This is a genomic window from Thermococcus sp. 21S7 (assembly GCF_012027615.1).
Lineage (GTDB): Archaea > Methanobacteriota_B > Thermococci > Thermococcales > Thermococcaceae > Thermococcus.
The window spans coordinates 74,298-100,247 of record NZ_SNUT01000002.1; the positions used below are offsets into that span (position 1 = coordinate 74,298).

General features: G+C 56.0%; 26 protein-coding genes. 10 read left to right on the plus strand and 16 right to left on the minus strand.

Annotation, left to right across the window (positions count from 1 at the left end; all coding sequences use genetic code 11):
• Window positions 1-133 precede the first annotated feature (133 nt).
• Both E3E51_RS03620 and hmgA read left to right on the plus strand, forming a co-directional pair.
• Window positions 134-877 (plus strand): MinD/ParA family protein, encoded by a 744-nt coding sequence (locus tag E3E51_RS03620; RefSeq protein ID WP_167911787.1) that lies wholly within the window; start codon window positions 134-136, stop codon window positions 875-877.
• Between the two features lie 17 nt (window positions 878-894).
• Window positions 895-2,121, plus strand: a complete 1,227-nt coding sequence (gene hmgA, locus E3E51_RS03625) for a hydroxymethylglutaryl-CoA reductase (NADPH) (protein ID WP_167911788.1) — start codon at window positions 895-897, stop codon at window positions 2,119-2,121.
• Here hmgA and E3E51_RS03630 read toward each other — a convergent pair.
• The 5 genes from E3E51_RS03630 to E3E51_RS03650 form a co-directional block, all read right to left on the minus strand.
• Window positions 2,118-2,765 (minus strand): hypothetical protein, encoded by a 648-nt coding sequence (locus E3E51_RS03630; protein WP_167911789.1) that lies wholly within the window; start codon window positions 2,763-2,765, stop codon window positions 2,118-2,120. The two genes, hmgA and E3E51_RS03630, sit on opposite strands and share 4 nt — an antisense overlap.
• Window positions 2,766-2,770: 5 nt before the next feature.
• Window positions 2,771-3,298, minus strand: a complete 528-nt coding sequence (locus E3E51_RS03635; protein WP_167911790.1) for a hypothetical protein — start codon at window positions 3,296-3,298, stop codon at window positions 2,771-2,773.
• A 37-nt stretch (window positions 3,299-3,335) separates the two neighbouring features.
• The gene (gene gatE, locus E3E51_RS03640; RefSeq protein ID WP_167911791.1) at window positions 3,336-5,222 is read right to left on the minus strand and encodes a Glu-tRNA(Gln) amidotransferase subunit GatE; all 1,887 of its coding nucleotides are present in this window, start codon (window positions 5,220-5,222) and stop codon (window positions 3,336-3,338) included.
• Entirely contained in the window at window positions 5,222-6,541 is a 1,320-nt protein-coding gene (gene gatD / locus E3E51_RS03645; protein ID WP_167911792.1) for a Glu-tRNA(Gln) amidotransferase subunit GatD, read from the minus strand. Before gatD ends, gatE begins: the two co-directional genes overlap by 1 nt.
• 105 nt (window positions 6,542-6,646) lie before the next feature.
• On the minus strand, window positions 6,647-6,940 hold the full coding sequence (locus tag E3E51_RS03650) for a transcriptional regulator (protein WP_167911793.1): 294 nt from the start codon (window positions 6,938-6,940) through the stop codon (window positions 6,647-6,649).
• A gap of 45 nt (window positions 6,941-6,985) precedes the next feature.
• Here E3E51_RS03650 and E3E51_RS03655 point away from each other — a divergent pair, with 45 nt between their 5' ends.
• The 5 genes from E3E51_RS03655 (at window position 6,986) to rsmA (ending at window position 10,464) form a co-directional block, all read left to right on the plus strand.
• On the plus strand, window positions 6,986-8,146 hold the full coding sequence (locus E3E51_RS03655) for a tRNA pseudouridine(54/55) synthase Pus10 (RefSeq protein ID WP_167911794.1): 1,161 nt from the start codon (window positions 6,986-6,988) through the stop codon (window positions 8,144-8,146).
• A gap of 141 nt (window positions 8,147-8,287) precedes the next feature.
• Complete coding sequence (locus E3E51_RS03660; RefSeq protein ID WP_088180131.1) at window positions 8,288-8,584, plus strand: 50S ribosomal protein L21e; 297 nt, start codon at window positions 8,288-8,290, stop codon at window positions 8,582-8,584.
• 2 nt (window positions 8,585-8,586) lie between these two features.
• Window positions 8,587-8,949 (plus strand): RNA polymerase Rpb4 family protein, encoded by a 363-nt coding sequence (locus tag E3E51_RS03665; protein WP_167912104.1) that lies wholly within the window; start codon window positions 8,587-8,589, stop codon window positions 8,947-8,949.
• 70 nt (window positions 8,950-9,019) lie between these two features.
• Window positions 9,020-9,640 carry a DUF655 domain-containing protein gene (locus E3E51_RS03670; protein ID WP_167911795.1) on the plus strand — a complete coding sequence of 207 codons (621 nt, stop codon included), beginning with the start codon at window positions 9,020-9,022 and terminating at the stop codon, window positions 9,638-9,640.
• Window positions 9,637-10,464, plus strand: coding sequence for a 16S rRNA (adenine(1518)-N(6)/adenine(1519)-N(6))-dimethyltransferase RsmA (rsmA, locus tag E3E51_RS03675; protein WP_167911796.1), 828 nt, complete (start codon window positions 9,637-9,639; stop codon window positions 10,462-10,464). Before E3E51_RS03670 ends, rsmA begins: the two co-directional genes overlap by 4 nt.
• On the opposite strand, the gene E3E51_RS03680 is transcribed toward rsmA, so the two are convergent.
• The gene (locus E3E51_RS03680) at window positions 10,451-10,972 is read right to left on the minus strand and encodes a ferritin family protein (protein WP_167911797.1); all 522 of its coding nucleotides are present in this window, start codon (window positions 10,970-10,972) and stop codon (window positions 10,451-10,453) included. The genes rsmA and E3E51_RS03680 overlap by 14 nt on opposite strands.
• A 51-nt stretch (window positions 10,973-11,023) precedes the next feature.
• On the opposite strand from E3E51_RS03680, the gene E3E51_RS03685 reads away from it, so the two are divergent.
• Window positions 11,024-12,769, plus strand: coding sequence for a radical SAM protein (locus E3E51_RS03685; RefSeq protein ID WP_167911798.1), 1,746 nt, complete (start codon window positions 11,024-11,026; stop codon window positions 12,767-12,769).
• On the opposite strand, the gene E3E51_RS03690 is transcribed toward E3E51_RS03685, so the two are convergent.
• The 8 genes from E3E51_RS03690 to E3E51_RS03725 all read right to left on the minus strand — a co-directional run bounded on the left by E3E51_RS03690 (window position 12,759) and on the right by E3E51_RS03725 (window position 21,323).
• Window positions 12,759-13,517 carry a hypothetical protein gene (locus E3E51_RS03690; RefSeq protein WP_346765936.1) on the minus strand — a complete coding sequence of 253 codons (759 nt, stop codon included), beginning with the start codon at window positions 13,515-13,517 and terminating at the stop codon, window positions 12,759-12,761. The genes E3E51_RS03685 and E3E51_RS03690 overlap by 11 nt on opposite strands.
• Window positions 13,518-13,577: 60 nt before the next feature.
• Window positions 13,578-15,413 carry an S-layer protein gene (locus E3E51_RS03695; RefSeq protein ID WP_167911800.1) on the minus strand — a complete coding sequence of 612 codons (1,836 nt, stop codon included), beginning with the start codon at window positions 15,411-15,413 and terminating at the stop codon, window positions 13,578-13,580.
• A 202-nt stretch (window positions 15,414-15,615) separates the two neighbouring features.
• On the minus strand, window positions 15,616-16,443 hold the full coding sequence (locus E3E51_RS03700) for a hypothetical protein (protein ID WP_346765937.1): 828 nt from the start codon (window positions 16,441-16,443) through the stop codon (window positions 15,616-15,618).
• Entirely contained in the window at window positions 16,443-17,489 is a 1,047-nt protein-coding gene (amrS, locus tag E3E51_RS03705) for an AmmeMemoRadiSam system radical SAM enzyme (protein ID WP_167912106.1), read from the minus strand. The genes E3E51_RS03700 and amrS overlap by 1 nt, the downstream gene beginning before the upstream one ends.
• 25 nt (window positions 17,490-17,514) lie before the next feature.
• A complete protein-coding gene (locus E3E51_RS03710; RefSeq protein ID WP_167912107.1) occupies window positions 17,515-18,237 on the minus strand; it encodes a polysaccharide deacetylase family protein in 723 nt (240 codons plus the stop codon).
• Entirely contained in the window at window positions 18,237-19,460 is a 1,224-nt protein-coding gene (locus E3E51_RS03715; protein ID WP_167911801.1) for a glycosyltransferase family 4 protein, read from the minus strand. Before E3E51_RS03715 ends, E3E51_RS03710 begins: the two co-directional genes overlap by 1 nt.
• Entirely contained in the window at window positions 19,436-20,317 is an 882-nt protein-coding gene (locus tag E3E51_RS03720) for a flippase-like domain-containing protein (protein WP_167912108.1), read from the minus strand. The genes E3E51_RS03715 and E3E51_RS03720 overlap by 25 nt, the downstream gene beginning before the upstream one ends.
• A gap of 40 nt (window positions 20,318-20,357) precedes the next feature.
• Window positions 20,358-21,323 (minus strand): thiamine-phosphate kinase, encoded by a 966-nt coding sequence (locus E3E51_RS03725; protein ID WP_167912109.1) that lies wholly within the window; start codon window positions 21,321-21,323, stop codon window positions 20,358-20,360.
• Window positions 21,324-21,410: 87 nt separating this feature from the next.
• On the opposite strand from E3E51_RS03725, the gene galT reads away from it, so the two are divergent.
• On the plus strand, window positions 21,411-22,394 hold the full coding sequence (gene galT, locus E3E51_RS03730) for a galactose-1-phosphate uridylyltransferase (RefSeq protein WP_167912110.1): 984 nt from the start codon (window positions 21,411-21,413) through the stop codon (window positions 22,392-22,394).
• On the opposite strand, the gene E3E51_RS03735 is transcribed toward galT, so the two are convergent.
• Together E3E51_RS03735 and E3E51_RS03740 are read right to left on the minus strand one after the other, a co-directional pair.
• Entirely contained in the window at window positions 22,387-23,661 is a 1,275-nt protein-coding gene (locus E3E51_RS03735) for a TIGR00375 family protein (RefSeq protein ID WP_167911802.1), read from the minus strand. The genes galT and E3E51_RS03735 overlap by 8 nt on opposite strands.
• A 9-nt stretch (window positions 23,662-23,670) precedes the next feature.
• Window positions 23,671-25,389: a chloride channel protein gene (locus E3E51_RS03740; protein ID WP_167911803.1), complete on the minus strand. Its 1,719-nt coding sequence runs from the start codon at window positions 25,387-25,389 to the stop codon at window positions 23,671-23,673.
• Window positions 25,390-25,464: 75 nt separating this feature from the next.
• Here E3E51_RS03740 and E3E51_RS03745 point away from each other — a divergent pair, with 75 nt between their 5' ends.
• Window positions 25,465-25,935 carry a hypothetical protein gene (locus E3E51_RS03745; protein ID WP_167912111.1) on the plus strand — a complete coding sequence of 157 codons (471 nt, stop codon included), beginning with the start codon at window positions 25,465-25,467 and terminating at the stop codon, window positions 25,933-25,935.
• Window positions 25,936-25,950: the final 15 nt, after the last annotated feature.

Here is a 25,950-nt window from a genome sequence, read left to right on the forward strand (position 1 = left end):
TGCTTATCTGAACGGGGGATGATATAAACCTTTTGCGACTAGGCGCCTCCGTACTCAATTTTCCGGCGTTAGCTCCCGTTTTCAGGAAAAGTTTATAATTCGTTTTTGTCTTAGATGAAAGCAGGGGTTAAAAATGGCGATTATCATCGTAACGGGTAGGGGTGGGGCAGGCAAAACGACAACGACGGCTAATTTGAGCACCTATCTTGCAATGGAGGAGTACCGTGTTCTGGCGATGGATGGTGATTTATATCTCCCAAACCTGGGCTTTCACTTCGCCTTGGATACCGTTAGGTACACCATCCACTCCCTCCTGAAAAACCCCGACATCGATCCAGAATGGGCGATATACAAGCATCTTGAAACCGGGGTTCACGTCATGCCTGGGAGCACACAGCTCCAGGATGTTCTTGGAATATCGCCCAAAAAGCTCGTTGATATCATCGAGAGGGTTAAGTACAAGTTTGGTATCGTTTTTGTTGATTCTCCCACCGGTATTCCCTTTGACACGATACCAACGTTTGAGATAGCCAACTATCAGCTGATAGTTGTTGAAATCGAGCGCTCACCTATCTATTCGTTTGAGACTATGGTGAAGAACGAGATTGAGAAGCTAAAAGCTCTGGGCGAGAGGTATAGTCTGAATATAGGTGTTGTGCTGAATAAAGTCAGGGAATCCGAGAATGTGGTTGACAAAATAATCGAAGCCGTGGAAAACGACCTGGACGTTCCCGTCTTGGGCTGGATTCCCTTTGATAACGTCGTTCCGGAGGCTGTGAATGCCGGTATCCCCGTGGTCAAGTACGCTCCCAAGAGCGATGCTGCCCTTGCGTTCATCGAAACCGGTCGGGTGCTTGAGGAGTGGATATTCGGCTGATTTCTGGGGGTGTTGATATGAACGTGGAGGAACTTGTGGACAAGGTAGCCAGCGGAGAGGTGAAGCTCCATCAGGTTGAGAGGTACACGAACGGCGATAGGAAACTCGCCACCGAAGTGAGGCGCCGTGCCCTGGAGAAAAGGCTCGGGATTAGCCTTGAGAACATAGGGCACTACTCGATAGACCCGGAGAGGGTCATAGGCAAGAACATCGAGAACATGATAGGTGTCGTTCAGATACCGATGGGCGTTGCGGGACCGCTCAGGATCAACGGCGAGTACGCGAAGGGCGAGTTCTACATTCCCCTCGCCACCACAGAGGGAGCGCTCGTTGCGAGCGTCAACCGCGGCTGTTCCGCTTTGACCGCCGCTGGAGGCGTCGAGACCACCATAATAGACGACAAGATGACGAGGGCACCGCTCCTCAAGTGCCCCGACGCAAGGAGGGCGAGGGAAGTTGCCGAGTGGGTTAGGGCCAACATCGACTACCTCCAGGAGAAGGCCGTCAGCAAGGTCACCAGACACGGGAAGCTGAGGGACGTTAAACCCTACATCGTTGGCAACAACCTCTACCTTAGGTTTGAGTTCGAGACCGGCGATGCCATGGGAATGAACATGGTGACGATAGCGAGCGAGGAGATAATGAAGGTCATCGAGGAGCACTTCCCGGACGTGAGGTACCTCGCCCTCTCGGGCAACCTGTGCGTTGATAAAAAGCCGAACGCCATGAACTTCATCAACGGCCGCGGGAAGACCGTCATTGCCGAGGCTGTAATCCCGCGCGAGATAGTTGAGAAGAAGCTGAAGACGACCCCGGAGCTCATAGCCGAGGTCAACTACAGGAAGAACCTCGTCGGTTCGGCCCAGGCCGGCTCCTACGGCTTCAACGCCCACTTTGCCAACATAGTCGGTGCCATTTTCCTCGCCACCGGTCAGGACGAGGCGCAGATAACCGAGGGCTCGCACGGGGTAACCCTTGCCGAGGTCACCGCCGAGGGAGACCTCTACATCAGCGTCACCATGCCGAGCCTTGAGATTGGAACGGTCGGCGGTGGAACGCGCGTTCCGACCCAGAGGGAAGCGCTGAGCATAATGGGTGTCGCCGGTGGGGGAGAACCAGCGGGCGCGAACGCCAGGAAGTTCGCGGAGATAATAGCCGGTACCGTCCTTGCGGGGGAACTCTCACTCCTCGCGGCGATAGCGGCGAAGCACCTGGCAAAGGCCCATGCCGAGCTGGGGCGTTAGCTTCCCTTCTTTTCAGCCCTTTTGACCTTGATAACGAAGACCTTCGTGGAAGGCTCGGTTTTCTGGATGACCTCAACGCCCTTGATGTACAGCAGGGAGAACGGGTAGTCGAGGACGAGGAAGATGATGAAGGCCAGGATGAGCGTGAGACCGACCTGGCCCCAGTAGCCCTCGATGTTTATTGCGCTTGAAAGCAGGAGACCCCCTGTGAAGCTGATCAGAAAGTTCAGCGCGGAGCGGTGTTTGTACCTGATACCTCCGACTCTCTTTCGTCCTATAACATCAAGAAGGGCGCGAAATCCTTCTTTTCCCCTCACGCGAAACGCGAGGACGAACTCCGGGTGGGGAAGCTCTTTAAGGCTCAACGGCGCGTCCGATGCGGCCAGATAGAAAAGACGGCTCAGGCCGTCGGTTAGCTCTATCACAGTCAGGAACTTTCCGCGGTCGTAGAGGTCTTCCCCCGACGACACCAGCAGGTACAGGTCTGGGTCGGTCAGGCGTACGAGCTTCGCCGTGGGAGCAAGGACGCCCTCCACCGCCCTCACGCACTCCGAGAGGATTCCACACCTCACCTTCGCGTAGGTGCACCTCTTTCCGTCCATCCAGCCGGTGATGATGCCCCCGACCTTTGCTTTGCGTCCCATACCGCTCACCTTTTCTTTTTCTTGTAGCCCCTCCTGAACCCCTCTATTAAGCCTGAGAGCAGCAGTACGAGCGGCAGAAAGTTGTTGACCCATCCAAGTTCGTCGTTTTTATAACCCATGTAGCTCAGGAGGAAAAAGCCTCCCCAGAGCAACAGCTGAAGTACTGCGGAAAACTTGTCCACGCCGGACTTTTTATGAGCCCGACCCTCTGCGATTTCTTTAAAGACTATTTCAAGGGCCTCCTCCTTTCCAACCTCGTACTCATAGGCCACTTTGGGCTTTTCCAGGCCTTTTGCGCTCCTGGTTAGATAGAACCATCTGTTGAGGTCGTTTTTAATCTCGATCACGTAGGCCTCCTTCGAAGCCCCGAGGATGCTTCTGAAATTCGCCATGAGGGTGTACTCGTCGGGATTCACCAGCCGGCGGAAGCGGCCGAGCTTCGACTCAATAACCTTTGCATAGCTCCCGAGGGGTTCATCTTTAACCTCGTAGAGGTAGTAGATGATTTTTATCTTCTTGCCCATGCTTCCCACAAAAGGAAGTAAGAAAAGGAAGTTAAAAACTTAACCCTCAGCTCAGCTCCCCAATCTTCTTTCTCACCAGGGTGCTCACGAGCTTTCCGTCCGCCCTTCCGCGGAGCTTTGCCATGGCCCTGCCCATGATCATGCCCATCGCGCCCATTCCCTTGGCCTTGATGACGTCTATGTTGGCCTGAACAACCTCGTCGATGATTCTCTCGACCTCCTCCTCGCTGAGGAGCGTCAGGCCCTTCTCCTCCGCCACTTGGGCGGCGCTCTTCTTTGGGTTCTTTGCGAGCTCCTTGAATATCTCCTCGAAGGCCTCCTTGGCTATCTTCCCGTTGAGGTAGAGGTCAAAGGCTTCCCTGATGTGGTCATCGGTGATGTTCTCGATGGGTGCCTCCTTCTTGAGTCCCTTGAGAACCACCACGAGTATCGAAGCCGCTAGGGATGGCTTGACGCCCCGGGCTATCAGCTCCTCGAAGAGCTCGTCGCGCTCGTCGTTCACCAGGGTTTCTGCTAAGCTTTTGTCTATCCCGTACTCCTTCACATAGCGCTCGACGCGCTCCTGCGGGAGCTCGGGCAGGTTCGCCAGTATATCGTCCTTCATCTCGCTGGTTATCAGTATGGGCGGTATGTCCGTTTCCGGATACATCCTGGCCTTCCCGGGGAGGGGGCGCATGTACTGGGTGTTGCCGTCCGGCAGGGCCCTCCTCGTCTCCTCAGGAACGCCCTCGATGGCCTCCCTGGCCCTCTGAACGACCTCGTGGAGGGCGTTCTTTGCCCTCTCCTCGTCGGCCGCGACGAGAACGAACGCATCCTCCTCGCCGAGGCCAAGTTTTTCGATAACCCCATTAACCTCTAATTCTGTAATTCCATAGTTCGGTAATTCGTCAATGTGGAAGATGCCCTTCACGTACTTCTTCGCCCTGTCCGCCATCTCGGTGCCGAGCCGCCTCCCAGGCTGGATTTCCCTGCCGATTAGGCCTCTGAACTTTGGCAGCTTGACGGCCAGAACCTTTCCGCCCCTCTTTACCGTCCTTGCGATTATCTTGGACTCGGTGTTCTCGAATATATCTGTGACATCGTGGAACTCCTCCTTGATGTCCTCCGGCTTAACGCCCCTCTCGCGAAGCTCGTCCCTGATTTTGAGCAGATTCAGCTGCCTCTCAATCTCGCGCTCGATGATGACCGGTATCATGTCCAGCTCCTGCACACCTTTAATCTCGACCCTCGCTCCTCCCCTGATGGAGACGTTGAGGTCCTGCCTGATGGTTCCGAGACCGCGCTTGACCTTTCTCGTCGCCCTCAGCGCGTCGCCTATGTACTTGGCCACGACCTTCGCCTGCTCCGGGTGGTGTATGTCGGGGGTTGTGCTTATTTCAACGAGCGGAATGCCGAGGCGGTCCAGGCGGTAGATTACCTCCTTTTCTCTCCTTTCGACGATGCGGCACGCGTCCTCCTCAAGGCATATGGTGGGAATCCCGACGCTTCCCCATGGGGTGTCGACCTTACCGTTCATGGCTATTATCGCGGTTCTCTGGAAGCCGGAGACGTTGGAGCCGTCTATGACTATCTTGCGCATGAAGTGGACTTCGTCAACCGGGGTGGCGTTGAGGAGGTAGCTTATCTGGAGGGAGACCTTTAACGCCTCTTCGTCCGGCATGTGGGGAGGCTCCTCATCCATGTAAACGAGGTCCGCCAGCAGGTGGTTGCCCTCGTAGATGTAGCTCTTCCCCTTCTTGAACTCCTCCAGCGCGGCGGGGTCTATTTCACCCAGCTCGCTTATCGTGGGCCTCAGCCTCCTCTGGAATGTGAACTCAACCTCATCGCTGAGCTCACTCGGGACGGGTGAAAACAGCTTTTTGGTGTCCAGCTGTCTGTGGATTTCAAGACCTACCTTGAGACCGAGCTTTTCGTAATCGTACGCCATCATCATCACCTCAGGAACGTGTCAAACCTCGTGTAGGGCGTTATCTCTCCGGCGTAGTTCGTCAGCATCATCTCGCGCACTTCCTTCGGGTCGTCGGTGTGGCCTAGAACCCACATGAGCTTGACGTAGGCCGTCTCAGGCAGCATGTCCTCGCAGGGGATAACGCCTGCCTGTAGGAGTCTCCTTCCGGTTGAGTAGACGTTGAGGTTCACCCTGCCGTAGAGGCACTGGCTGGTCATGCAGACGGTGAGGCCTTCCTCCGTGGCGCGCTTTATCGAGTCGATGAGGTACGTTGGCACATGTCCGAGACCAGTTCCCTCGATGACGAGCCCTTTGTATCCCCTGTCAACGAAGAAGTCTATGACCTCCGGCTGGATTCCTGGGAACGCTTTGAGGAGGGCTACGCGCTCCTCCATCTCGTCGTCCACCCAGACCTCACTCCCGGTTCTCTTCCTGTAGTCACCCCTGAGGAACTCGATTTTGCCCTCCGGCCATATCTTTGCGAGCGGAACGTCGTTTATGCTCCTGAAGGCGTCCCTCCTGCTCGTGTGCATCTTCCTAGCCTTGGTTCCGCGGTGGGCCAGGCAGTACGTATCGCCGGTCTCGCCGTGCATAACGATTGCGACCTCACCGAAGTCGGCAGTCGCCATCCGGACGGAGCATATCAGGTTCATCGCCGCGTCGCTGCTCGGCCTGTCGGAGCTCCTCTGGGAGCCTACGAGAATGACCGGCTTTCCGAGATCGCGGAGCATGAAGCTGAGCGCCGAGGCGGTGTAGGCCATAGTGTCCGTTCCGTGGGCGATGACAACCCCATCTTCTCCGTTGTTCAGCATTCCCGCGACCTCGTGGGCTATCTTAACCCAGTACTCCGGGCGCATGTCCTCGCTCATTATGTTGAAGAGCAGCTTCGGCGTTATGTTCGCTATGTCGAATATCTCCGGAACGGCCTTGGCAAGCTCCTCTGCGGTGAAGGCCGCGTGAACGGCACCGGTTTTGTAGTCAATCCTGCTCGCTATGGTTCCGCCGGTTCCGATTATCGCAACGCTCGGGAGGCCCGGCTTCTTGGGAAAGACCTCCTCGAACCTCAGCTCTTCCCCGGGGGCTACCTTCTCGATGATTTCAACCGACACAATCTGGTCGACCAGTATCCCGATGTTGTAGCCGTTGTCGAGCTTCAGTGTGAGGGTTTCGCCGCTGGACAGCTCGTAGGGGTTCATCACGATGCCCTCATAGACGCTCGTGTTTCCATTCTCCTTTTCGATTATGCGGACGTAATCTCCGACTTCTAGATTCTTATCCTTCATAAACCTCTCAACTTTCCGCATAACTCTCCCTCCGCCCTAAGCTGATACAAACCCAATATAAACCTTCGGGCTGGACAAGTGACAAAAATCGACTACAATTACCGGCCAGTTTTGTCGAAATGACAGCTATCTGGCCTCAATCTTAAACCTTGGCTCCTCTATCCATTCCGACCTGCACCTGGGACAGCGCGAGGGAACGTTGATTTCTGGCCGGAAGACGAAGCCGCACTTTCTGCACTCGGCGGGCTTTATGAGGAGCACTTTCCCCTCGCGCTTGAGGGTTTTCTGGATGGCCCTCAGGTCCTCCAGCACGGTTTTCTTCGCCCCCCTGCCCCTCAGTTCGAGGGCCAGTGCAAGCTCCCCCGGCGAGTAGTCCCGCTCCTCCAAAAGCTTTATTATGCGCTGCCGACGAGTCATCATCGCGAGAAGCTTTGACCGGTGGGATATAAAGCTTAGGGTGGGAGCATGATAATCGAAACGGCCGGGAGGATTCTTGAATCTCATGAACTATGCGACCACTGCCTGGGCAGACTCTTCGCAAAGCTCGGTAGGGGGACGAACGAGGAGCGGGGAAGAGCTATACGCTTCGTCCTCAACATGGAGCGCTCCGCAAGGGGTTTAGCGCCCATAAAGGAACCCGATGGGTGTGAGCTGTGCGGCAACGTATTCGAGAGAATTTCGGAACTCGTTGAGGCGATGCGAAAGGCGAGCGAGGATATAGAGTTCGAGACGTTCCTCGTCGGCTCCCGCTTCCCCGAGGAGATACGCGGGGAGGAAGGGGCCATCTGGGAGGAATTTGGAATCGAAACAGCCGAGCCGATAAACCGCGAGTTCAACCGCGAGCTGGGGAAGGCCTTCGGAAGAGTAACTGGGAAGGAGACCGCCGGGAACCCCGACGTGGTTTTCATCGTTGAGCCTTATTCCGGTAAAATCGAGCTTCAGATAAACCCCGTTTACGTTTACGGTCGCTATCGGAAGCTTGTGCGCGGAATTCCTCAGACGCCTCTGCCAGGCTTCGAAGACAGCGTCGCCTCGATAATCTGCCGGGCGTTTTCGAAGGCCTTCGGGGGAAAGTGTGTCTTCAAAGGTGCCGGAAGGGAGGACGTCGACGTTCGGATGCTAGGCAACGGGCGGCCTTTTGTGGTTGAAATTAAGCGCCCCAGACGGAGGAGGCCCGACCTCAACGCGATAGAGGGGGAGATAAATGCAAGCGGAAAGGTGGAGGTTCTGAACCTGCGCTCCATCTCACCGAAGGAGGCCGAAGAAGTCCTCACGCGGAATCACCGCAAGGAGTACCTCGCCCTCGTCCGTGTTGATGACGGGGTGACGCCGGAGGAGGCCGAGGACGTTGCTGAGAAGCTTGAGGGGCTTGAGATTCGTCAGAGAACCCCCTGGCGCGTGCGGAAGGCGAGGGCCGATAAAGTTCGCGTCCGGAGGGTTCACAGGGCGGAGGCGAGGTGGCTCGATGAAAAGCACTTCGAGCTTCGCCTCGTCACGGACGGGGGTCTGTACATTAAAGAGCTTGTATCCGGCGATAGGGGACGCACGAAGCCCTCGGTGAGCGACCTGCTCGGAAAGTCCGCCTGGTGTGAGAGGCTGGACGTGCTGAACATTCTCGACCACTGAAAACTTTATAAACGGTTCTCGCCGATTGGATAGCGAAGCCATAACAGGCTTAGTCGATATGCCGAAAAGGCTGGAATTCCTGAAACTGGACACGCCTCTGCGCCCGTTGCGCGATGGATAAAGATCTGTGAGGTGATAGGAATGGTCAAAAAGGCCCACAGCTTTAGGAGGAAGACCCGCGGGAAGCTCAGCAAAAGCCCCAGGAGGAGGGGACTTCCGCCTCTCACCAGGTTCCTTCAGGAGTTTGAGACCGGGCAGAAGGTCCACATAGTTATCGAGCCGAGCTACCACAGGGGCATGCCAGACCCCAGGTTCCACGGAAGAACCGGAACCGTCGTTGGAAAGCGCGGCGATGCCTACGTCGTCCAGATTAAGGACGGCGGTAAGGTTAAGACCTTCTTCATCCACCCGGTTCACCTCAGGGCCCAGAAGGGATGAGCATGATCGGGAGAAAGAAGCTCGAGGAGCGCTACCTCACGATATCCGAAACCAGGGAGCTCCTTGAGCGCAGAAAAGCCGAAGGGATGGAGGAGAACCCGGAGGAGCCGATGTTCTACGAGGCTAGGGTTAGCCTTGAGCACGCCGAGCGCTTTGCGAAGCTCAAACCCGAGCAGGCGGTTGAGCTGAAGGGGAAGCTCATGGAACTCTTCGATTGGGTGGACGAGAGGCTCGCCGCGAAGCTCGTCGACCTGATGCCGGAGGACTACTTCGACATACGGGTAATCTTCAGCAAGGAGGACTACATGCCCACAAAAGAGGAAGCAGAGGAGATAATAAAGCTCCTCGACGACTACAGGGAGTGACCTCTTCTTTTTCCTTTTCCTAGACAAAGTATAAAAACTCCGGGAGGATATAATTTCTGGGGGAGAGACAATGGATAGGTACCGGAGACATTCTTACAGGGAAAGCCTCGAAAAGAAGAGGCGGAACGTTGAGTATGAGGAGTACGCATATGTGCTGGACTATCTGCCCGAGGGTTACACCGATTTGAGGACCGGTAGGAGAACCGGGAAGCCCGTGGCGCAGGTTATAGGTGAGAAGGCATTCACTCTCCTTGAGGTAGCCCCCAAGGAGGACCTCATGCTGTACGAGAGGGTTTTCATCGGCAAGGGGCAGAGGGACAAGATACTCATGATAAACAAGAAGATTCATCACGATGAGCTGACGGCCACCGCCAAGGCAGAGCTTCCCTACGTTGTCGAGGAGATAGTCAAAAACAACGAGGAGAGGTTTGTTCAGTTCTTCAACATGGCACCCCCGATAACCAACAGGCTCCACAGCCTTGAACTGCTGCCCGGAATAGGCAAGAAGCACATGTGGGAGATACTGGACGAGCGCAAGAAGGAACCCTTCAAGAGCTTCGATGACCTCCGCCACCGCGTTAAGGGACTCCCCGACCCGGCAAAGATGATAGCCAAGCGCGTCGTCGATGAGCTTGAGGGCAAGGACAGGTACAGGCTCTTCGTCGGCTCCAGGAGGATATTCCGCGTATGAGGGAGCGCCTCTTTTCTCTCATTTCTAAATATGGCCTGAGGGCGAATTCTGACCTTGGACAGAACTTTCTGATAGTGCCGGATATAATCGAACGGAACGTCGAGAGGGCGGAGCTGAGCGAAAACGACACCGTCCTCGAAGTTGGTCCCGGTCTCGGGGTTCTCACCGATGTCCTGAGCAGGCGCGCCGGGAAGGTCTACGCCATCGAGAAGGACCGGCGTCTCGTCGAGATACTCCGGAAGGAATACGACTGGCCGAACGTCGAGATAATAGAGGGCGACGCACTGCGGGTTGAGTTTCCAGAGTTTAACAAGATAGTCTCCAACCTCCCCTATCAGATTTCGTCCCCCATAACCTTCCGCTTTTTGAGGCATGAGTTCGAGAGGGCCGTTCTCATATACCAGCTGGAGTTCGCCCAGAGGATGGTGGCGGAGCCGGGGGATAGGAACTACTCCCGCCTCTCGCTGATGGTTCGGGCAAAGGCCCACGCCGAGCTTGTGGAGCGCATCGGAAGGGGTGCCTTCTGGCCGAGGCCGAAGGTTGACTCCGCGGTTGTGGTGCTCGAACCCAAGCCGAAGGACGAACGGATGGAACTCAACGAAGACCTCGTGAGGGCGCTCTTTCAGCACAGGAGGAGCACGGTTCTTGCCGCCCTGAAGAAATCCCACCACATGCTCGGCCTCAGCAGGGAGGAATTCAAACGGGTCCGCGGCGTTCTCTCTGCGATGCCCCACGCTAAAAAAAGGGTTTTTCAGCTTTCCCCGAAGGATGTTCTTGACATAGAGGGTTTTCTGAAGGAGGAGGGTGTTCTCACCCGCCCCTGAGGAGCTCCTCCCTCAGCCGTGCCAGTCTGCTGTAGTGGCCGTCCTCTATCTCCGAGAGTTTGAGCAGGGTCTCCCTCAGACTTCCGGAGGCCCTCTCCGCCATGTACGCGTAGATATCCCGGGCTATCTTCTCTCCCTCCATGAGGACCTCTATCAGGTCGGAGAGTCTGCCGCTCCTAACGTACTCTTCAAGCTCCTCAGAGGACAGTTCCACCTCTATGCTCGGAACGTCGCTGTCAACCAGCGCATCCCCTCCGTAAATCTGTCGGTACTCCGTGAGAAGGGACTCCGCATGGTTCAGGCTTTCCTTGGCCAGTGCTCTAAACAAAGCCGCCACCCTGGAATCCCAGCTGTATTCCTCGGCTTTTTTGGCGAGGGCGTTGTACATCTCGGCCTCGTCTATCTCCGCCCCAATCCAGTAAGAGAGCATGGCCCTCTCGTCAAGTTCCATGAGCCTCTCCACGATGTCGTGTATCCGGTTCTCCAGGTCGGGTTTCACGGGGGTCACCACTTCTCCTTGGCACTCAACTTTTTAAAGGTCTCCGGAAAACTGTGCATCATGATAATTGCCATCGTTGACGGCTACACCGACGAACCGGCCGGCCTCGGCGTTCCGCCGTACCTCGGGATATACCCGCGCTACGCCTACGGGGCCATAAAAAAGGCACGGAGGGATGCCGCGGTTTTCTACCTGACCATAGACGACCTTCGGGCCACCTTTGATGGTGAAAGGGGAATAGCCACCAAAAACAAGACCCCAAACTTTCCCAAAACGCGGGAAATTCTCCAAAAGGCCGACATCATCGTCTATATCGGCGGTCTGCACACCCCCGGCAAGTACCTCTCGGCCGTGCCCTCGCAGGTTGAGGAAGTGGCTAGGTTTCTAAAGCCGCTCCCTGGAATTAAAATCCTCGGGGGGCCTGCGTTCATGGGATCGGCCCATGCCGGTGGTACTAGGATAAGCTCCCGCGAGCTGACGATGGCAGAGGCAGTTTTTGATCACATAGTTTACGGCGACCTTGAGGCGTTTCTCCACGATTTCCTAAAGAATCCTCACGATGCTGACCCCTTCCGCTTCAGAACCTATGAAGAGCTCAGGGACTACGCGGTTGTTGGGGCGGAGGTGGTCAGGCAGTTCCCCGATTATCCGGATTTTGTAATAGCTGAAATTGAGACCCAGCGGGGCTGTCCTAAGGCCATGGGGATGGGGGGGTGCTCCTTCTGCACCGAACCCGTGCGTTATGGGACAGTGGAGAACCGGCCGGTGGGGGATATCGTTGATGAAGTTGAGGTTCTCTACCGGCTCGGCGTCAGACACTTCCGCGTTGGACGGCAGAGCTGCATATTCTCCTACATGGCGAAGCCGAACGGCCGCGTTCCGGTTCCAAATCCGGAGGCGATAGAGAAGCTTTTCGCGGGAATCCGCTCCGTCGCTCCGGAGGTCAAGACCCTCCACGTGGACAACGCCAATCCTGCAGTCATAGCCAACTATCCGGATGAGAGTGCGAGGATTGCAAGGGCGCTCATAAAGTACGGCACCCCGGGGAACGTTGTTGCCTTCGGCCTTGAAAGCGCCGATCCGAAGGTTGCCAAGCTGAACAACCTGAACGCGACAGCGGAGGAGACCTATGAAGCTGTTAAGCTCCTCAATAGGATTGGAGGAAGGAGGGGCTACAACGGAATGCCATGGCTTTTGCCGGGGATAAACATAATCTTCGGCCTGCCGGGCGAGACGAAGAAGAGCTACGAGATGACATTCCAGTTCCTTAAACGCCTTCTGGATGAGGGACTGATGGTGAGGCGTATAAACATAAGGCAGGTGGTCGTCTTCCCGGGAACTCCGCTGTGGCGCATGAGGGATAAAGTGAAAACTGAGAAGCACAAGAAACTCATCCAGCACTACAGGTACAAGATACGGCACGAGATTGACCTCCCAATGCTGAAACGCCTCGTTCCAGTGGGGACGGTTCTCAGGGACGTTCGTGCGGAGGTCTTTGAGAACGGTCTCACCTACGGGAGGCAGATAGGAAGCTATCCCCTCATCGTCGGGATTCCCAAGGAGATTGAGCTTAACAGGTTCTACAACGTCCTCATAGTTGGACACGGCTTCAGGAGCATTACGGGTGTTCCGGTACCCGTGAACGTGAACACCGAGACTCCTAAGGTTCTTCAGCACCTGCCTGGGATTGGGAAGAAAAACGTTGTGAGAATCCTCTCAAAGCGGCCCTTCAAGGACGAGAACGAGTTTTTCCGCACCGTTGGGGAGGATAAAAGGAAGATGCTGGACGGGCTGATCACCGTGTAGCCGTGCTGTTCTCCGGCCACTTGAAGTTCAGTATCTTCTCTATAAGCGCGACCTCCGCCCTGAGGGCTGCGTCGCTCTTTCCTTCGAGCACAACCAGTCCCGGCCTCGCCACAGTAATCTGATTGACATCCGCACCCTCTGCGGGCCCGATTATAACAACGGCGAGGTGCTTCTTGGTACCCATCCTTCCAAGTCCAATCTCGGCTTTTGTAACGAAGGTCAGGTATCCCTTTGAAAACCGCTTCATTGTCTGCTCGTAGGCGTACATCTTGGCGCTGGTGTTGTCCATTCCATTCTTTATTGCTTCCCAGTAGTAGTACCTCTTGAAGAGCGTCGAGGTGAGCGCCGTTATCTCAGAAACCGTCGCGGCCCTCTCGGGACAGCTTCCTGGGTAGTTTTTGGGCTCTGAGGAGCACATCTTAACGCTGGTGTCCCCGAGGACCACCGTGAACCTCTCGTACGGTGCCCTGAACGTCATGTTGACGTCGACCTCTGGAAACCCCGTGACGTATCCCGTAACGTTGATCAGATGCCCCTTGGAACCTGCGGGGGGCTCCCAGCCCATGCTTGTCAGATTCAGATAATCGCGGGGGGTCATTGCAAGGTATTCCCCGCTGGGCATCCTGATGACGATGTACGTATGGGTGGCACCGGGTTTTGATGGATTTATGGCGCTGTTGAACTGAGTGTAGCCGTAGAACGCGTATGCGATGGGAGCAACTATGACCAGCACTGCTACTATCAGCACAAAGAACCGTCTGGACACTTTTAAAACCTCCAGAAGGAGAATGAAAAGAGGGAAAGGCCTTCAGAGGCCAGCGAGGTACTCCATGAGGGCCTCGGCAGCAGCCTTGGTGCCCTCCCTGTCGGTACCAGCGACAAGGACGACGCCGTAGCCGTTGATGTCGCCGCACTCGGCGACGTACTTGACGACGCCGCTGTCGGCACCGGTGCCGTACTCGCTCTTCCAGCCGTCGTAGTCGCTCGGAACACCGAGCTTGTCGGCAAGGGCGGCGGTGACGCTGTTGACGACCGGACCGCCGATGAGGATGAGGTTGCTGTCGACGCTGTCAAGTCCGGCCTCCATGACCTCGGTGTCGAGGACTGTGATCGGCTTGGTGACCTTGCTCGGAATGGCCGCCTTGGCCGGAACTGCGGTGGCGTTTATTGAGTCGATGGTGTATCCACTGTCGCCAATCTCGTCGCCGACGGAGTAGGTCTCGTAGTCCCACTTGGGCTTGATCGGGTCGATGACGACCCATGCGTCCATAGCGCCGTACTTCTTGTCGTCGTCCTCGTTGACCTTGGTCTTGATGGTGGCCTTGTAGTCAACCACGTAGGTGTTGAACAGCTTGATCTGCTTGTCCTTCAGCGGGTCCTCGTTGACAAGTGCGAACCAAATGAGCTTGCCGTCGTCCACCTTGAACTTGGCTATCCAGTTCGGCATGTACTCCTTGTCCTGCTGGATGTAGCTGATGTCCGTCTGAACCTCTATCTTGGCGCTGGTGGTTCCGCCGATACCGATGAAGGTGTCGAGCAGGGTAACCCTTATGCCGTCATCAGGTGAGGTCCAGCTCTTCGGTGAGGTCTGCCCAGTGGCGTCGAGGGTGACTATCTTGTTGATGCCCGGACCGGTTATCTGGAGCAGGGCCTTGGTCTTGCTGACGTCTATGTCGGCGACCTTAACGGTGTAGTCACCGAACTGCTTGGTGGAGTCCTTGTCAACGTAAACGGCGCCCCAGTCGTTGCCGTACTCGATGTACTTCGAGTCGATATCGAGTATCTTCACTTCCTTTCCGAAGAGGTCGATGGTGTCTCCGACTTCGACACCCTCGATTGCGGTGCCGTACTTGTCGTATCCGCTGGATTGCAAGTCTAAGTCTGAGACAGTGTAAGCCTTACCGCCGGTCGGGCCAAGGACCTTATCCTTAATGGTCTTGCTCCATGCAGTGAGCTTGAAGGTGACGTTGGCGACCACGTCGTCGAGCACCAGGGTGAAGTCCGAGAAGTCCATCATGTCGGTGGTCTTGATGTCTCCCTCGGCCAGCTCCTTGAGCTTTACCTCGCCTATCGTGAGGTTGTAGTGGATCTTAACGTCGGTGAGGTCGTGCACTTTCCCGTTCGGGTCCTTCCAGTAGTTGTTGTCGTTTCCGTCCTTCCACTCGATTGCGGCCTTAGCCACGTCCTCGTAGTTCCTGTAAACACCGCCGCTCCAGGCTGAGTCGTCCAGGCTGACGTTGTATACCGGGTCGCCGTCATCGTAGGCGCCGTTCCACCAGTGCTTAAGCTCTGCGATGTCCTGCTTGTCCTTGAAGTTGTAGTCTCCGGCGTAGTAGTTGTTGAACACCGGAAGGTCGTCCGGGTCGTAGGAGGCATCGGTCTTAACGACGACGCTCGCGTCCTTAACGCTGACATCCTCCTCGGTGTAGAGAAGGCTTCCAAGAGCAACGGCTATGTCAGCTGCGCTTGAAACATCGAGAGCAGCACCCTGGCTTCCAACGACGATTTTAACGTTCGGCTGTCCATCTTTAACGAAGAAGTCCTTCGGTATGCTCGGAACGGTTGGCTGGGCGCTAGCAAAGCCGATAGTGGCTCCAACCATTGCGGCACCAACTGCAAGGGCCGCGATCTTTTTCACTTTCATTCCACAACACCTCCTTGGCTTTGGGCTTACGCCCTGGAATGGTCTAATATGTGTTGTCACTGAATTTCTGCCCCCAAGGGGTATATATACTTTTCGCTTTCAGACCCTTTCACAGCCTAAAAGAAGCTCGCTCATTGCCGTAAAATTAAAAGGAAGCTTAATTAAATGCCTACAGCCTTTTCGCCTTTTGCCGATAATATCTTTAGAGCTTAAACTTAAAAGTCTCCTTTTCGACGATCTCTTTCTTCACCGGTCTGGTGACGAGTTCGTAGACGAAGCCCGCCAGGTCCGCCAGTGCTCCTTGAAGCTCCGGAGCGTTTACATCGACTATCTCTGGCTCTATTATTGATATCGCCACCGGGGCGTACTTGGCGGTAAGCTGGAGCATCGTTTCAAAGGTTGAAAGGAGTTCCGTGGCAACCAGGATGTACTTGCGTCCGTTTCTCTCCCCCTGGAGCTTGGTGACGAGTTTGTTTATCCTGCACCCCTCGTAGGAAAGGGCCTTGGCGAAGTTTTTCTTTATTTCCTCTTCATCGTCTCCAAAGACTTCAACAACGAAGCGGTACAGAATCATCCTGTCCTCAACTATCATTTCTTCTATTTCCTCTCGTGAATACCCGATTCTTGGTTCCGGAAGTTCCTCAAGCTTTGGATATGCAGCCAGGGCCCCGAACCTGTTCATCAGCTGTCCCATCAGGTATGAGACTTCCCCGAGGATTTTCATCAGTTCATTCCCCTCTATCTCCATCTTTCCGGGGCTTAGGATTTCAATTACTGCAGGAGCGTACGTGATGGTTGCAATGACAATTTCCCGTAGAGTCCCCCCCAATTTGGCCTCTATCATCCCGGAGTACGGAAGGGTTTCGCTGTTCGGGTCCTCTATGACATCCTCGACCTTGACGTACTCTACCTTCACTCTTTTCTCGTTTCTGAGTCTATCAGCGGTCTCCGCCAAAGCCCTTTCTAAAACTTTCTTGTCGTTTCCTATGCCTTCGATGTAAAAAATAACCTCAATCTCGGCCAATTTCATCACCATATCCAGCTATATCGCTTTTTCTTGTACGTGCCCACCACCCGGACGGGTTCGCCGCAGTACTTACACTTCCCATCGTCGGTTATGCTGTACTCGGTGATTTTGAATCCCCAGCGCACTATTAAAGGTTTGCCGCACTTGGGGCAGTACGTGGTCTCTCCCTCGTGCCCGGGCACGTTGCCGATGTAGACGAATTTCAGCCCCTCCTCCCGGGCAACGCGGTAGGCCATTTCGACGGTCTCAACCGGCGTTGGAGGGAGGTGGGCCAGCTTGTAGTGCGGGAAGAAGCGAGAGAAGTGAACCGGTGTGTCGTCTCCGAGTTCTTCAACGACCCAGCGCGCAAAGGCTCGGATTTCATCTTCCCCGTCGTTGAGCGTCGGGATAATGAGATAAGTCAGCTCGACGTGGATTCCGAACTCCTTCTTGGCTATCTCCGCCGTCCTCCTGCTCGGCTCCCCGCTTGGAACGCCGGCTATCTTCATGTAGAAGGCGTCATCGAACGCCTTGATGTCGATGTTCATGGCGTCTATGTACGGTGCCAGCTCCCTGAACGGCTCCTCGTTGATGTAGCCGTTGGTTATGAGGAGGTTGTATATACCGGCCTCCTTAGCGAGCTTGGCCGTATCGAGAACGAACTCGTACCATATCACGGGCTCGTTGTAAGTGTAGGCTATGCTCTCGCACCCGTAGCGCTTCGCTATCGCGACCACACTCTCGGGAGTCATGTCGTGCAGATAAGGAAAGCTCTCATCGGTCTGGCTTATCTCCCAGTTCTGGCAGTGCCTGCAGTGCATGTTGCAGCCAACGGTGCTTATCGAGAGCGCGCAGGAGCCGGGCCAGAAGTGGAAGAGCGGCTTCTTTTCAACGGGATCCGCCGCTATGGATGAAACCTTGCCGTAGTTGAGCGTGTAAAGCTTTCCGTTGATGTTCTTCCTCACCCTGCAGGAGCCGCGCTGGCCCTCGTTTATGATGCAGTTGAGAGGGCACAGTCTGCACCTAACCCTTCCGCCATCAAGCGGCTCCCAGTAAAGGGCCTCTCTCATGGATCTCACCTAAGAAAAACTCTGGCTACTCACGTTTAAGCTTTTGGTACCTTTCATAGTACTCGCCCATTGTCAGGAACTCCGCATTCTGGCTCTTGTAATAGTCAATAAGCCTTCCGAGCAGTTCGACGGCCTTGTCTCCAGTATTGAACCTGCAGTCCCACCGGATTTTTTCCCTCTGCATCGGCACGAACTCCCAGGGGTGGGCGAAGTAAACGCGGGGCTCCTTCAGGCGGGCATGGATGAGCTTCTGCACCCTCCAGGGCAGTCTTATAACGGAACTCGTGGTGGATGCAGGGACCTCAAGAACTTCCCCGAAGAACCTCACGCCCTCTCTGTAACCTTTATAAGTTGCCTTGGATGAGTCAACGAGGACGCCATTTTTTGCCAGTATATCATAATAGTAGTTAGGAAACTGAAGGTTGGGCGCGCGGAACGAGACGACCTCACCGAACTCCCTCAGCACCTCCAGGGATTTCACGATGGCCCTTTTGCCCCCGTCCTTGGTGAGCTTGTCCAGCCGCTCGTGGTTGTAGTTGTGGCTTCCCAGCTCGTGTCCCTCGTCAACGACCCGTTTAACAAGCTCCGGAAAGCGCTTCGCCATCTCCGCCGTAAAGAAAAACGTCGCCCTCACCTTCTTTTCGGCCATTAGATCCAGCAGCTTCGGAAGCCCGTCTTCCATTCCCCTCGTCGTCGTCAGGTACGGTGGACAGTCGTGCTCGACGTCAAACGTTATTGAAACGAGCATCATCCCAGCCTCCTCATCATTCTGTACATCAGGTATCTCCTATCGGTGGCTTCACCCATGTCCATTGTGCAGCGGTACACCCTCACCAGCCGCTGAAGCACGACCTCCCAGGAAAACTCCTTTTCGGTTCTTTTTCGTGCTTCCACGCCCATAGCCACCAGCTTTTCAGGGTTTTGAAAAACCTCTGCGAGGTTCTCCGCCATTTTCTCTTCACTCACGGCCAGTAGACCGGTGGTTCCATTGATAACCATGTCCGACAGCCCGCTCTCGTTTCGCCCTATTACGGGGTTTCCCGTGGCCATTGCCTCAAGTCCCACGACGGGAAACGCCTCTAGGATGCCGGGCATGAGAACCAGGTCCGCCGCCCAGTACAGCGGGAGGAGCCTTCCCCTCTCCATGAAGTCGTACAGCTCTGCTATCTCCCCGATGCCTGTTTCCCGGAGGTTTCTCTCAAGCACCGGGCGCATCGGGCCGTTTCCTATCATTACAAGCTTCACCTTACTCTTTGGAACCCCACTCCGCTTGAGTGCCGCCCTCATCATCACCGGTATCCTGTGGGCCTGCTTGCGCTCGGTCATCCTTCCGAGGTAGAGCACGACTATCTCGTCCCTCACCCCGAGATCCCTTCTGGCTCTCTCCCGCTCCTCCGGTTCGGGCGGACGCCATTTCACCACGTCTATCCCGTTGGGAACCACGACGACCGGGCGGCCGTCGAGTTCCTTCCCCAGCAGGTTCCTGGTGTCTTCGGCGACGGGGGTGCTGACGGCCACGAAGGTGTCTATCCTCTTGAGGTGGTGCCTGATTAAGGGGCCGATTAAAAAGTCCAGGGAGGGCTTGCCGTAGAACGAGTGGTTGGTGGCGACCACGGGGACGTTCCGGATTCCCCGGGATATCTTCGACACACCGATTGCCAGGGGGGAGTATATGCTGTGGATGTGGGTTATGTCAAAGCCCACCTCCTTGTAAAACTCGTTTATCTTCCAGAACTGCGAAAAACCAACGCTGGAGTGGTATTTTCGGAAGTAGAGCGTCGCGGGAAACCTGACAACGCGGTATGGAAAGCGGTCAACGTAGGGCTTCATATACCTGTAGTCGTGGGTCAGGACGTAGGGTTCGTGCCCCATGAGAACGAGGTTGCGGGTGAGTTCATCGATGTGTGATTCTATTCCCCCTATCTTCGGGTAGAACCAGTCGCTTGCTATTGCGATTTTAAGGCTTTCCATATTTCAACCCCTCCGGACGTCAGGAGAACCGCTAGTCCCACTAGACTGCTGGCGACGTACGAGACAAAGCGCTCCAGGAGGGTTATTGAAACCGCGAGCGCCATGGGAATTCCGAAATAGGTGAGTGTCCCCACCAAGCCGCCCTCGATTATGCCCACACCTCCAGGGGTGAAGGCGACGAGGCCGAAGAGGAGGTTCGCTATTGAAATCACCGCTATGAAGCTCCACGCCAGATTGAGACCAAAGGCGAGGGCTATGAGCTTCAGTCTGACGACGTCGAGGAGCCAGACGGTGGAGCTGAGCAGGACCGCGGCCATATTGAGGCTGTGCATGCTCCGCAGTGCGGTTATTTTCCGCATCTCTTCATCCGTCACCGGGGTTCGGAAGACGCGGAGCGAGAGCCTCACGAAGGCGTCCCACTTGAACCATATCAGAATCACGCTGGCTGTGCCGAGGATTATGAACGGGAGGGGCTCCCCGGATGAGAAGTACATCATACCAACAAGGAAGAGGGCGAATATCGGAATGGTCTCCAGTATGCGCTCGTAGACTATGCTGACCGCGGAAACTCCCGTTGGGATGTTGGCCTTTTTAGAAACCCACGCCATTCTGAGCAGTTCCCCGCCGCTCCTGCTCATCGGGGTGACGTTGTTCATGAAAATCGAAGCGAGGATTGCTTTAATGAGTTCGTGCAGGGGGGCGTCCCTGCCGACGCCCTTCAAAACGAGCTTCCAGCGGACTGCGTAGAGAACGACGCTCACGTAGTACGTGAGAAAGGCTAGGATGAGGTACTTAAGGGACGCGCTGACGACCACTGAAAAATACTGCTGCGCTGACGTGGTAAGGCTCCCCAGCATAGTCACGACCTACCTTAAGTCGGTCTAGGATTTTAAAACGTTATCGGAACATCGTTCTATACGTTCCTTTTACACCCTTGTTAAGGTGTTCCCAGCCCAAAACGGGCATCTCCTGTCTTTTTTCATTGATGGTAATGTAAACCCCTGCCCCTTTTAGAACCCTCCCGATGACGGTGCACCTCACGGGGCATTCATCCAGCAGGCTTTCCGGGATGGTGAAGACCAGCTCGAACTCCTCCCCGCTCGCGAGGGCCATCTCAATCGAATTCAAACCCATGACCTGGGCAACTGCCCTTACCTCATCCCGAATCGGCAGCTTCTGGGCCTCGACCTCTATCCTCACCCCGCTCATCCTGGCCAGGAGGTGCAGCTCCTTACTCAGACCGTCGCTTACGTCGATGGCTGCATTCGCAAGCCCGCTCAGTTCGATTCCCTCACTAACCCGTGCCATCGGTTCGAGAAGCTTCTCGTAAAGGGTCTCTTTCGTCTTCTTGGACACGTCAAGGCCGTGCTTCCACACTAGGAGCCCCGCCAGGGCCCTGCCGATGTCGCCGGTAATGCAGACCAGGTCGCCCGGCCTCGCCCCGCTCCGGGTCAGAAGTCTCTCAGTCCTCCCGAGGGCGATTCCGTCTATTATCAAATCGTCCGCCTCGTTGGTGTCGGCGCTCAGGACTGGGAGGTTGTAGAATTCAAGGGCGTTCCCGATTCCTTTTGCAACGCCTTCGAGGTAATCCATATCAATATCCTGCGGAACGCCCAGTGAGAAGAGGAACCCCACAGGTCTCGCTCCCATGGCGGCAACATCGCTGACGTTCATGGTGACGGCCTTAAACCCGACCTGCTCGGGCGTCATTACGTCCGGCACGTCAGTTCTCCTCACGAGCATGTCGTTGGTGGCGACCAGCCATTCGTCACCGAACTTAATTGCTCCCGCGTCGTCCCCCAGCGGCAGGTCTCCCTGAAGCTTGAGGTGCCTTCTGAAGAGCTCGATTATCTCCCTCTCCACCTTTACCCCCACTTCCAGTTGGGGCCGGGGATTTAAAGCCTTCGCCAAGCTTTTATGTCCCTTCGCCAATCTAATCCAGTGGTGACGATGCGGGAGCTGAGGTACAATCCTCTAACCGGCCAGTGGGTCATGGTCTCCGCTGTGAGGAAAAAACGCCCCTGGAGGCCGCGGAACTTCTGCCCCTTCTGCCCCGGTGGCGAGGAAACCGGTTACGGCTGGGAGGTTCTCCTGCTTCCGAACAGGTTTCCCCTGCTGTCCTTCGATGCCTCACGGCCAGAGCGAGATGGGTTCTACAGGAGGGCACGGGCGCTCGGCCAGTGCAGCGTGATAGTCGAAACGCCTGAACACGACGTCAGAGACCTCGACGGGCTTTCCCTCGATGCCGTGACCAGAGTTGTTGAATTATGGAAAAACATAACCGCAGAACTGAAGAGAAATCCCCACGTTGCCTACGTCTCAATCTTCCGAAACAAGGGTGAGGAGATAGGTGTTAGCCTGACCCATCCCCACGGCCAGCTCTACGCGACACCGTTCGTACCCCTCAAGGTTCGCCTCAAAATCGAGAACTCCAGGGAATACTCCAAGCGCACCGGTGAGTGCCTCTTCTGCAGGATTCTGAGCGAGGAGCTGGAGAGTGAGAGGGCGATATACGAGAACGGAAGCTTTGCAATCTTCCTGCCCTTCTTTGCGAACTGGCCCTTTGAAGTCCACATCTACCCCAAAAGGCACGTCCAGAGGCTCACCCAGCTGACGGAGGAAGAGCTCGCGGATTTGGCCGACGCGCTCAGGACTGCGACCGGAACCCTCAACACGGTCCTGGAGAGGGACATGCCCTATACGATGATGGTCTATCAGGCACCGTTTAAGGGAACCTACGGCTTCTACCACCTCCACATCGAGTTCTATCCAATCCTGAGGGAGAACGGCAGAATCAAGTACGCCGCGGGGATAGAGATGGGAACCTGGGACTTCACCTACGATGGAATCCCAGAGGAGAATGCGGAGAAGCTGAAGGGTGCCTGCAGAAAGGTGATAAAAAGAATCGGCGCAAGGGGTAGGTGCCTCACTTAGCCTTCCGGCTTCCCCCGAGGAACTTCATGAGGCTCGTCTGCTTCGGCCGGTATTCCTCCTTTGGAACTTCGACCTCAAGGGCTTCGAGGTCCTCTATTCTGGCATTTTTTATCTCCTCCGGCAGTCTTATCTCTCCGTATTTTCCTCCGCCGCCGGGAATCACTATGAGCTTGCCCTCTCTGTAGGCCCAGATGGCCTTTGCAACCTCCTCATGAACCTCCGCCAGACCCTCAAGCGGTATATCGACGAGAACCCATATCTCGCTCCCGAACTCCTTCAAAAAGCGCTCCCAGATAACCCTTACTGCCTTCGTCTCAACTCCTTTTCCCACAACCATCGCGATTATCTCCGCCAGAGGGGCTAAGCGTAAATAGGGCGGCCTGTCCTTCGGTCTCTCTTCAGTGTCTGCCAGCTCAAGGATTCTGTCGTGAACGCCCTTCTTTATCCTGCCGCCGCACTTCGGGCACTTCCACTTGAAAGCCCTCGCCTCCTCCGGTGAATACTTTGCATAACAGCGGGAGCAGGCGGTAAGGTGGTACTTGCCCAGCCTCGGGTCAAGGCCGGCGTTGAGGACGATTCTTCTACCTCCCCTCTTGAGAATGGCCTTCCGTATCTCCTCGAAGGTGACTTCCTCAACCTCGAAGCGGTTGAACTCCCTCCCGAGGCGGTGGGGCATCGGCGAGTGGGCGTCGCTGTTGCTGAGGTATGTCAGCGGGTGGTGGGCCTTTATCCTGTCGGCCATCTCGCTGTCGGCCGAGAGGCCGAGCTCAAGAAAATGCACCTTTGCCCCCTGGTATGCCTCCCTGAGGCTGTCGTACTCCTTGTAGAGAGCCGTCCAGGGCGTGAATGCATGCGCCGGCCCTATCAATACGCCGAGCTCGTTCGCTACCTCGGCTATCTCCGACGCTGGAAGGTTAACCCTCGGCCTTCCTTCGGTCTCTATGTCCGCCGAGTACCTCCTCAGCTCCTTCCTCATCTCCCGGACGGCTGAGATGCTCGGAAAAACCAGGACGTGGTGAACGCGCCGGTTATCCTCGACCTCTGCCGTGAGGATGAAGCGAATCCCGTTCCTCTCGTAGGTTCCCTCGTCAACCTTCTCGGTGTACCTTAACAGCTCCTCCTCCCACCTCGGGTTGAGTATGTCTCCAGTTCCGACTATCCCAAGGCCCTTGAACCTGGCGTTCTCGGCGAGGTTTGGAACCGTCATGGATTTTGAGACCGCCTTGGAGTAGCGCGAGTGTATGTGAAGGTCGGCATCAACCTGCATGGAACCACCTCAGTCTATGTACATTCCCTCCAGACCGCGGTAGTAGGCGCGGTATATGTCCCTTTTGGTCACGACACCAACGAGCTTTCTGCTCCCGGGGCTTTCAAGGACGGGCAGGAGGTTCTGATCGTAGGCCATGAGCTTCTCGAAGGCATCCTCGGCAGTCTCCGTCGGGTAAGTTACTCCGTAGGGCCGGCGGATGAACCGCTTCACGGGCATCCGCTTAACGCTCGGGGGTCTTTTCAGGATGTCCTTTATGCCGACTATGCCCACTACCTCCATGTTTTCGTTGACAACGGGGAAGCAGTCGTGTCCGGTTTCCCCTATCAGGTGCTCCACGTCAAAGAGAGTCTGGTTCTCGGTGACGTAGACCGGCTCGCGGGTCATTATCTCGCCGACGGAGATGGTCTCAAGGATGACCGGCTTTCCGGTCTTCACGTGGTAGCCCTTCCTGATGAGCTTGAGGGTGTAGATGGACTCCCCCTTGAGGAAGAACCTGGCCGTTAGGAATCCTATGGTCGCGGAGGTCATCACGGGGGGGAGAACGGCGTAGCTCCTGGTGAGCTCCGTGACCATCAGTATCTGAGTCAGCGGGGCCTGCGTCATACCGCTGAAGAAGGCCGCCATTCCCGCCAGGGCGTAGACGGCGGGGTTTACACCAAGTCCCGGCAGGAGAACCTTCACAACCTGCCCAAAAGCCGCGCCGAACATGGTTCCTATGTACAGGCTTGGGGCGAAGACGCCGCCGCTCTGGCCGGAGCCTATCGTGAGGGCAGTGGCGAGCATCTTGACGAGCCCGAGGGTCACGAGCAGTCCTATCGCCAGCTCGCCGTAGAATGCCATCCTCATTCCTTCGTAGCCTATTCCAAATATGCCGTAAGCTGGAAACAGCATCCCAAGAACACCGACTCCAAAGCCGCCCACCGCGGGCTTCAGGGTTTCGGGTATCCTCGACTCGGAGAAGCCGTCAACCATGCGGTAGAGGAACCGCGCGTAGAACGCCGCCAAGAGGCCGAGGCTCAGGCCCAGGAGGAAGAACATGGGGAGCTCGGGAAGCGCATGGCCGATGTCTCCGGGGAGGTCTATCTCCACCGCCCTCTTGAGGACGGCGAGGGTAATTGCGTTCCCGGTGACGGCGGCGATGAATATGGGCACGAGGTTTATCGAAAATGCCCCCATGTAGACGACCTCAAGGGCGAACATTGCCCCCGCCAGAGGTGTGTTGAAGGTGCCGGCTATACCGGCGGCGAGACCGCAGGTGACCAGGAGCTTCTTCATCTCCCGCGATAGGTTGAACCAGCGCGCTAGAATGGATGTTAAAGCCGCGCCTATGAATCCTATGGGGCCTTCTCGTCCCACGCTTCCTCCCGAGCCTATGGTTACCGCGGTGGCTATCGTCTTCAAAACCGCGAACTTCCCCGGTATGTTGCCGCCCTTGAATATAACCGCCTCTATAACCTCTGGGATGCCGTTCCCCTTGATCTCGGGACATTTGATGACGAAGAGCGTGACCACCAGCGCACCGAGCGTTGGCAGGAGTATGTAGCCGATGTTGACGCCACCCACCTCGTAGGAAACGTTCGGGAGGAGCCATCCGAAAAAGAAGCCGTGAACTATGCCCACGGCCAGCCTGAACACTATCGCCCCCAAACCGCCAACTAGGCCGGCCAGGATTGAAAAAGCAATGACAACCCCCCACTTCCCGAGGTACTGCCTTTTCGATGCCATCAAGGGTGATTTGGTGTCTCCAATAAAAAGCTTAAGCTTTTATACCCCCTTCCCGAACCCCCACCGGTGGGAACTATGAAAGTTGAAGGATTCGTTGCTTCCCTTAGGAACGCCGAGACCATCGGCGAGCTGTTCAAGATACTCTCGGAGAAAGGGGCCCCGGTCGTCGAACTCGACGGGAAGAGGTTTCTCATCGTCGTTGAGGGCGACTTCGAGGGGAGGAGGTTCTGGACCGAGATAAACGGCGAGAAGGCCAACCAGGCCCTCGGCGATGCTATGCTCAACTCCTCAAGCTTCCCCTTCAAGTGCAGGCGCCCCTACACCGGTGGAAACGTCATCTTCGTGGACTCCGACGACATCGAGGTTGAGGACTTCCTCGTTGCGTACCGCGACCCCGAATACGGCATCTTCTACCGCGTCAAGAACGGAGAGGCGGAGGAGATAACCGAGGAGGACTATGAAAACCTGATTCCGGAGATGCCCGAGTTCAAAATAAAGTCCATGAGCGAGGAGCAGATGGACATGATGGGAGCCTTCTTCGGCTGATGGGGAAAAGAAAAG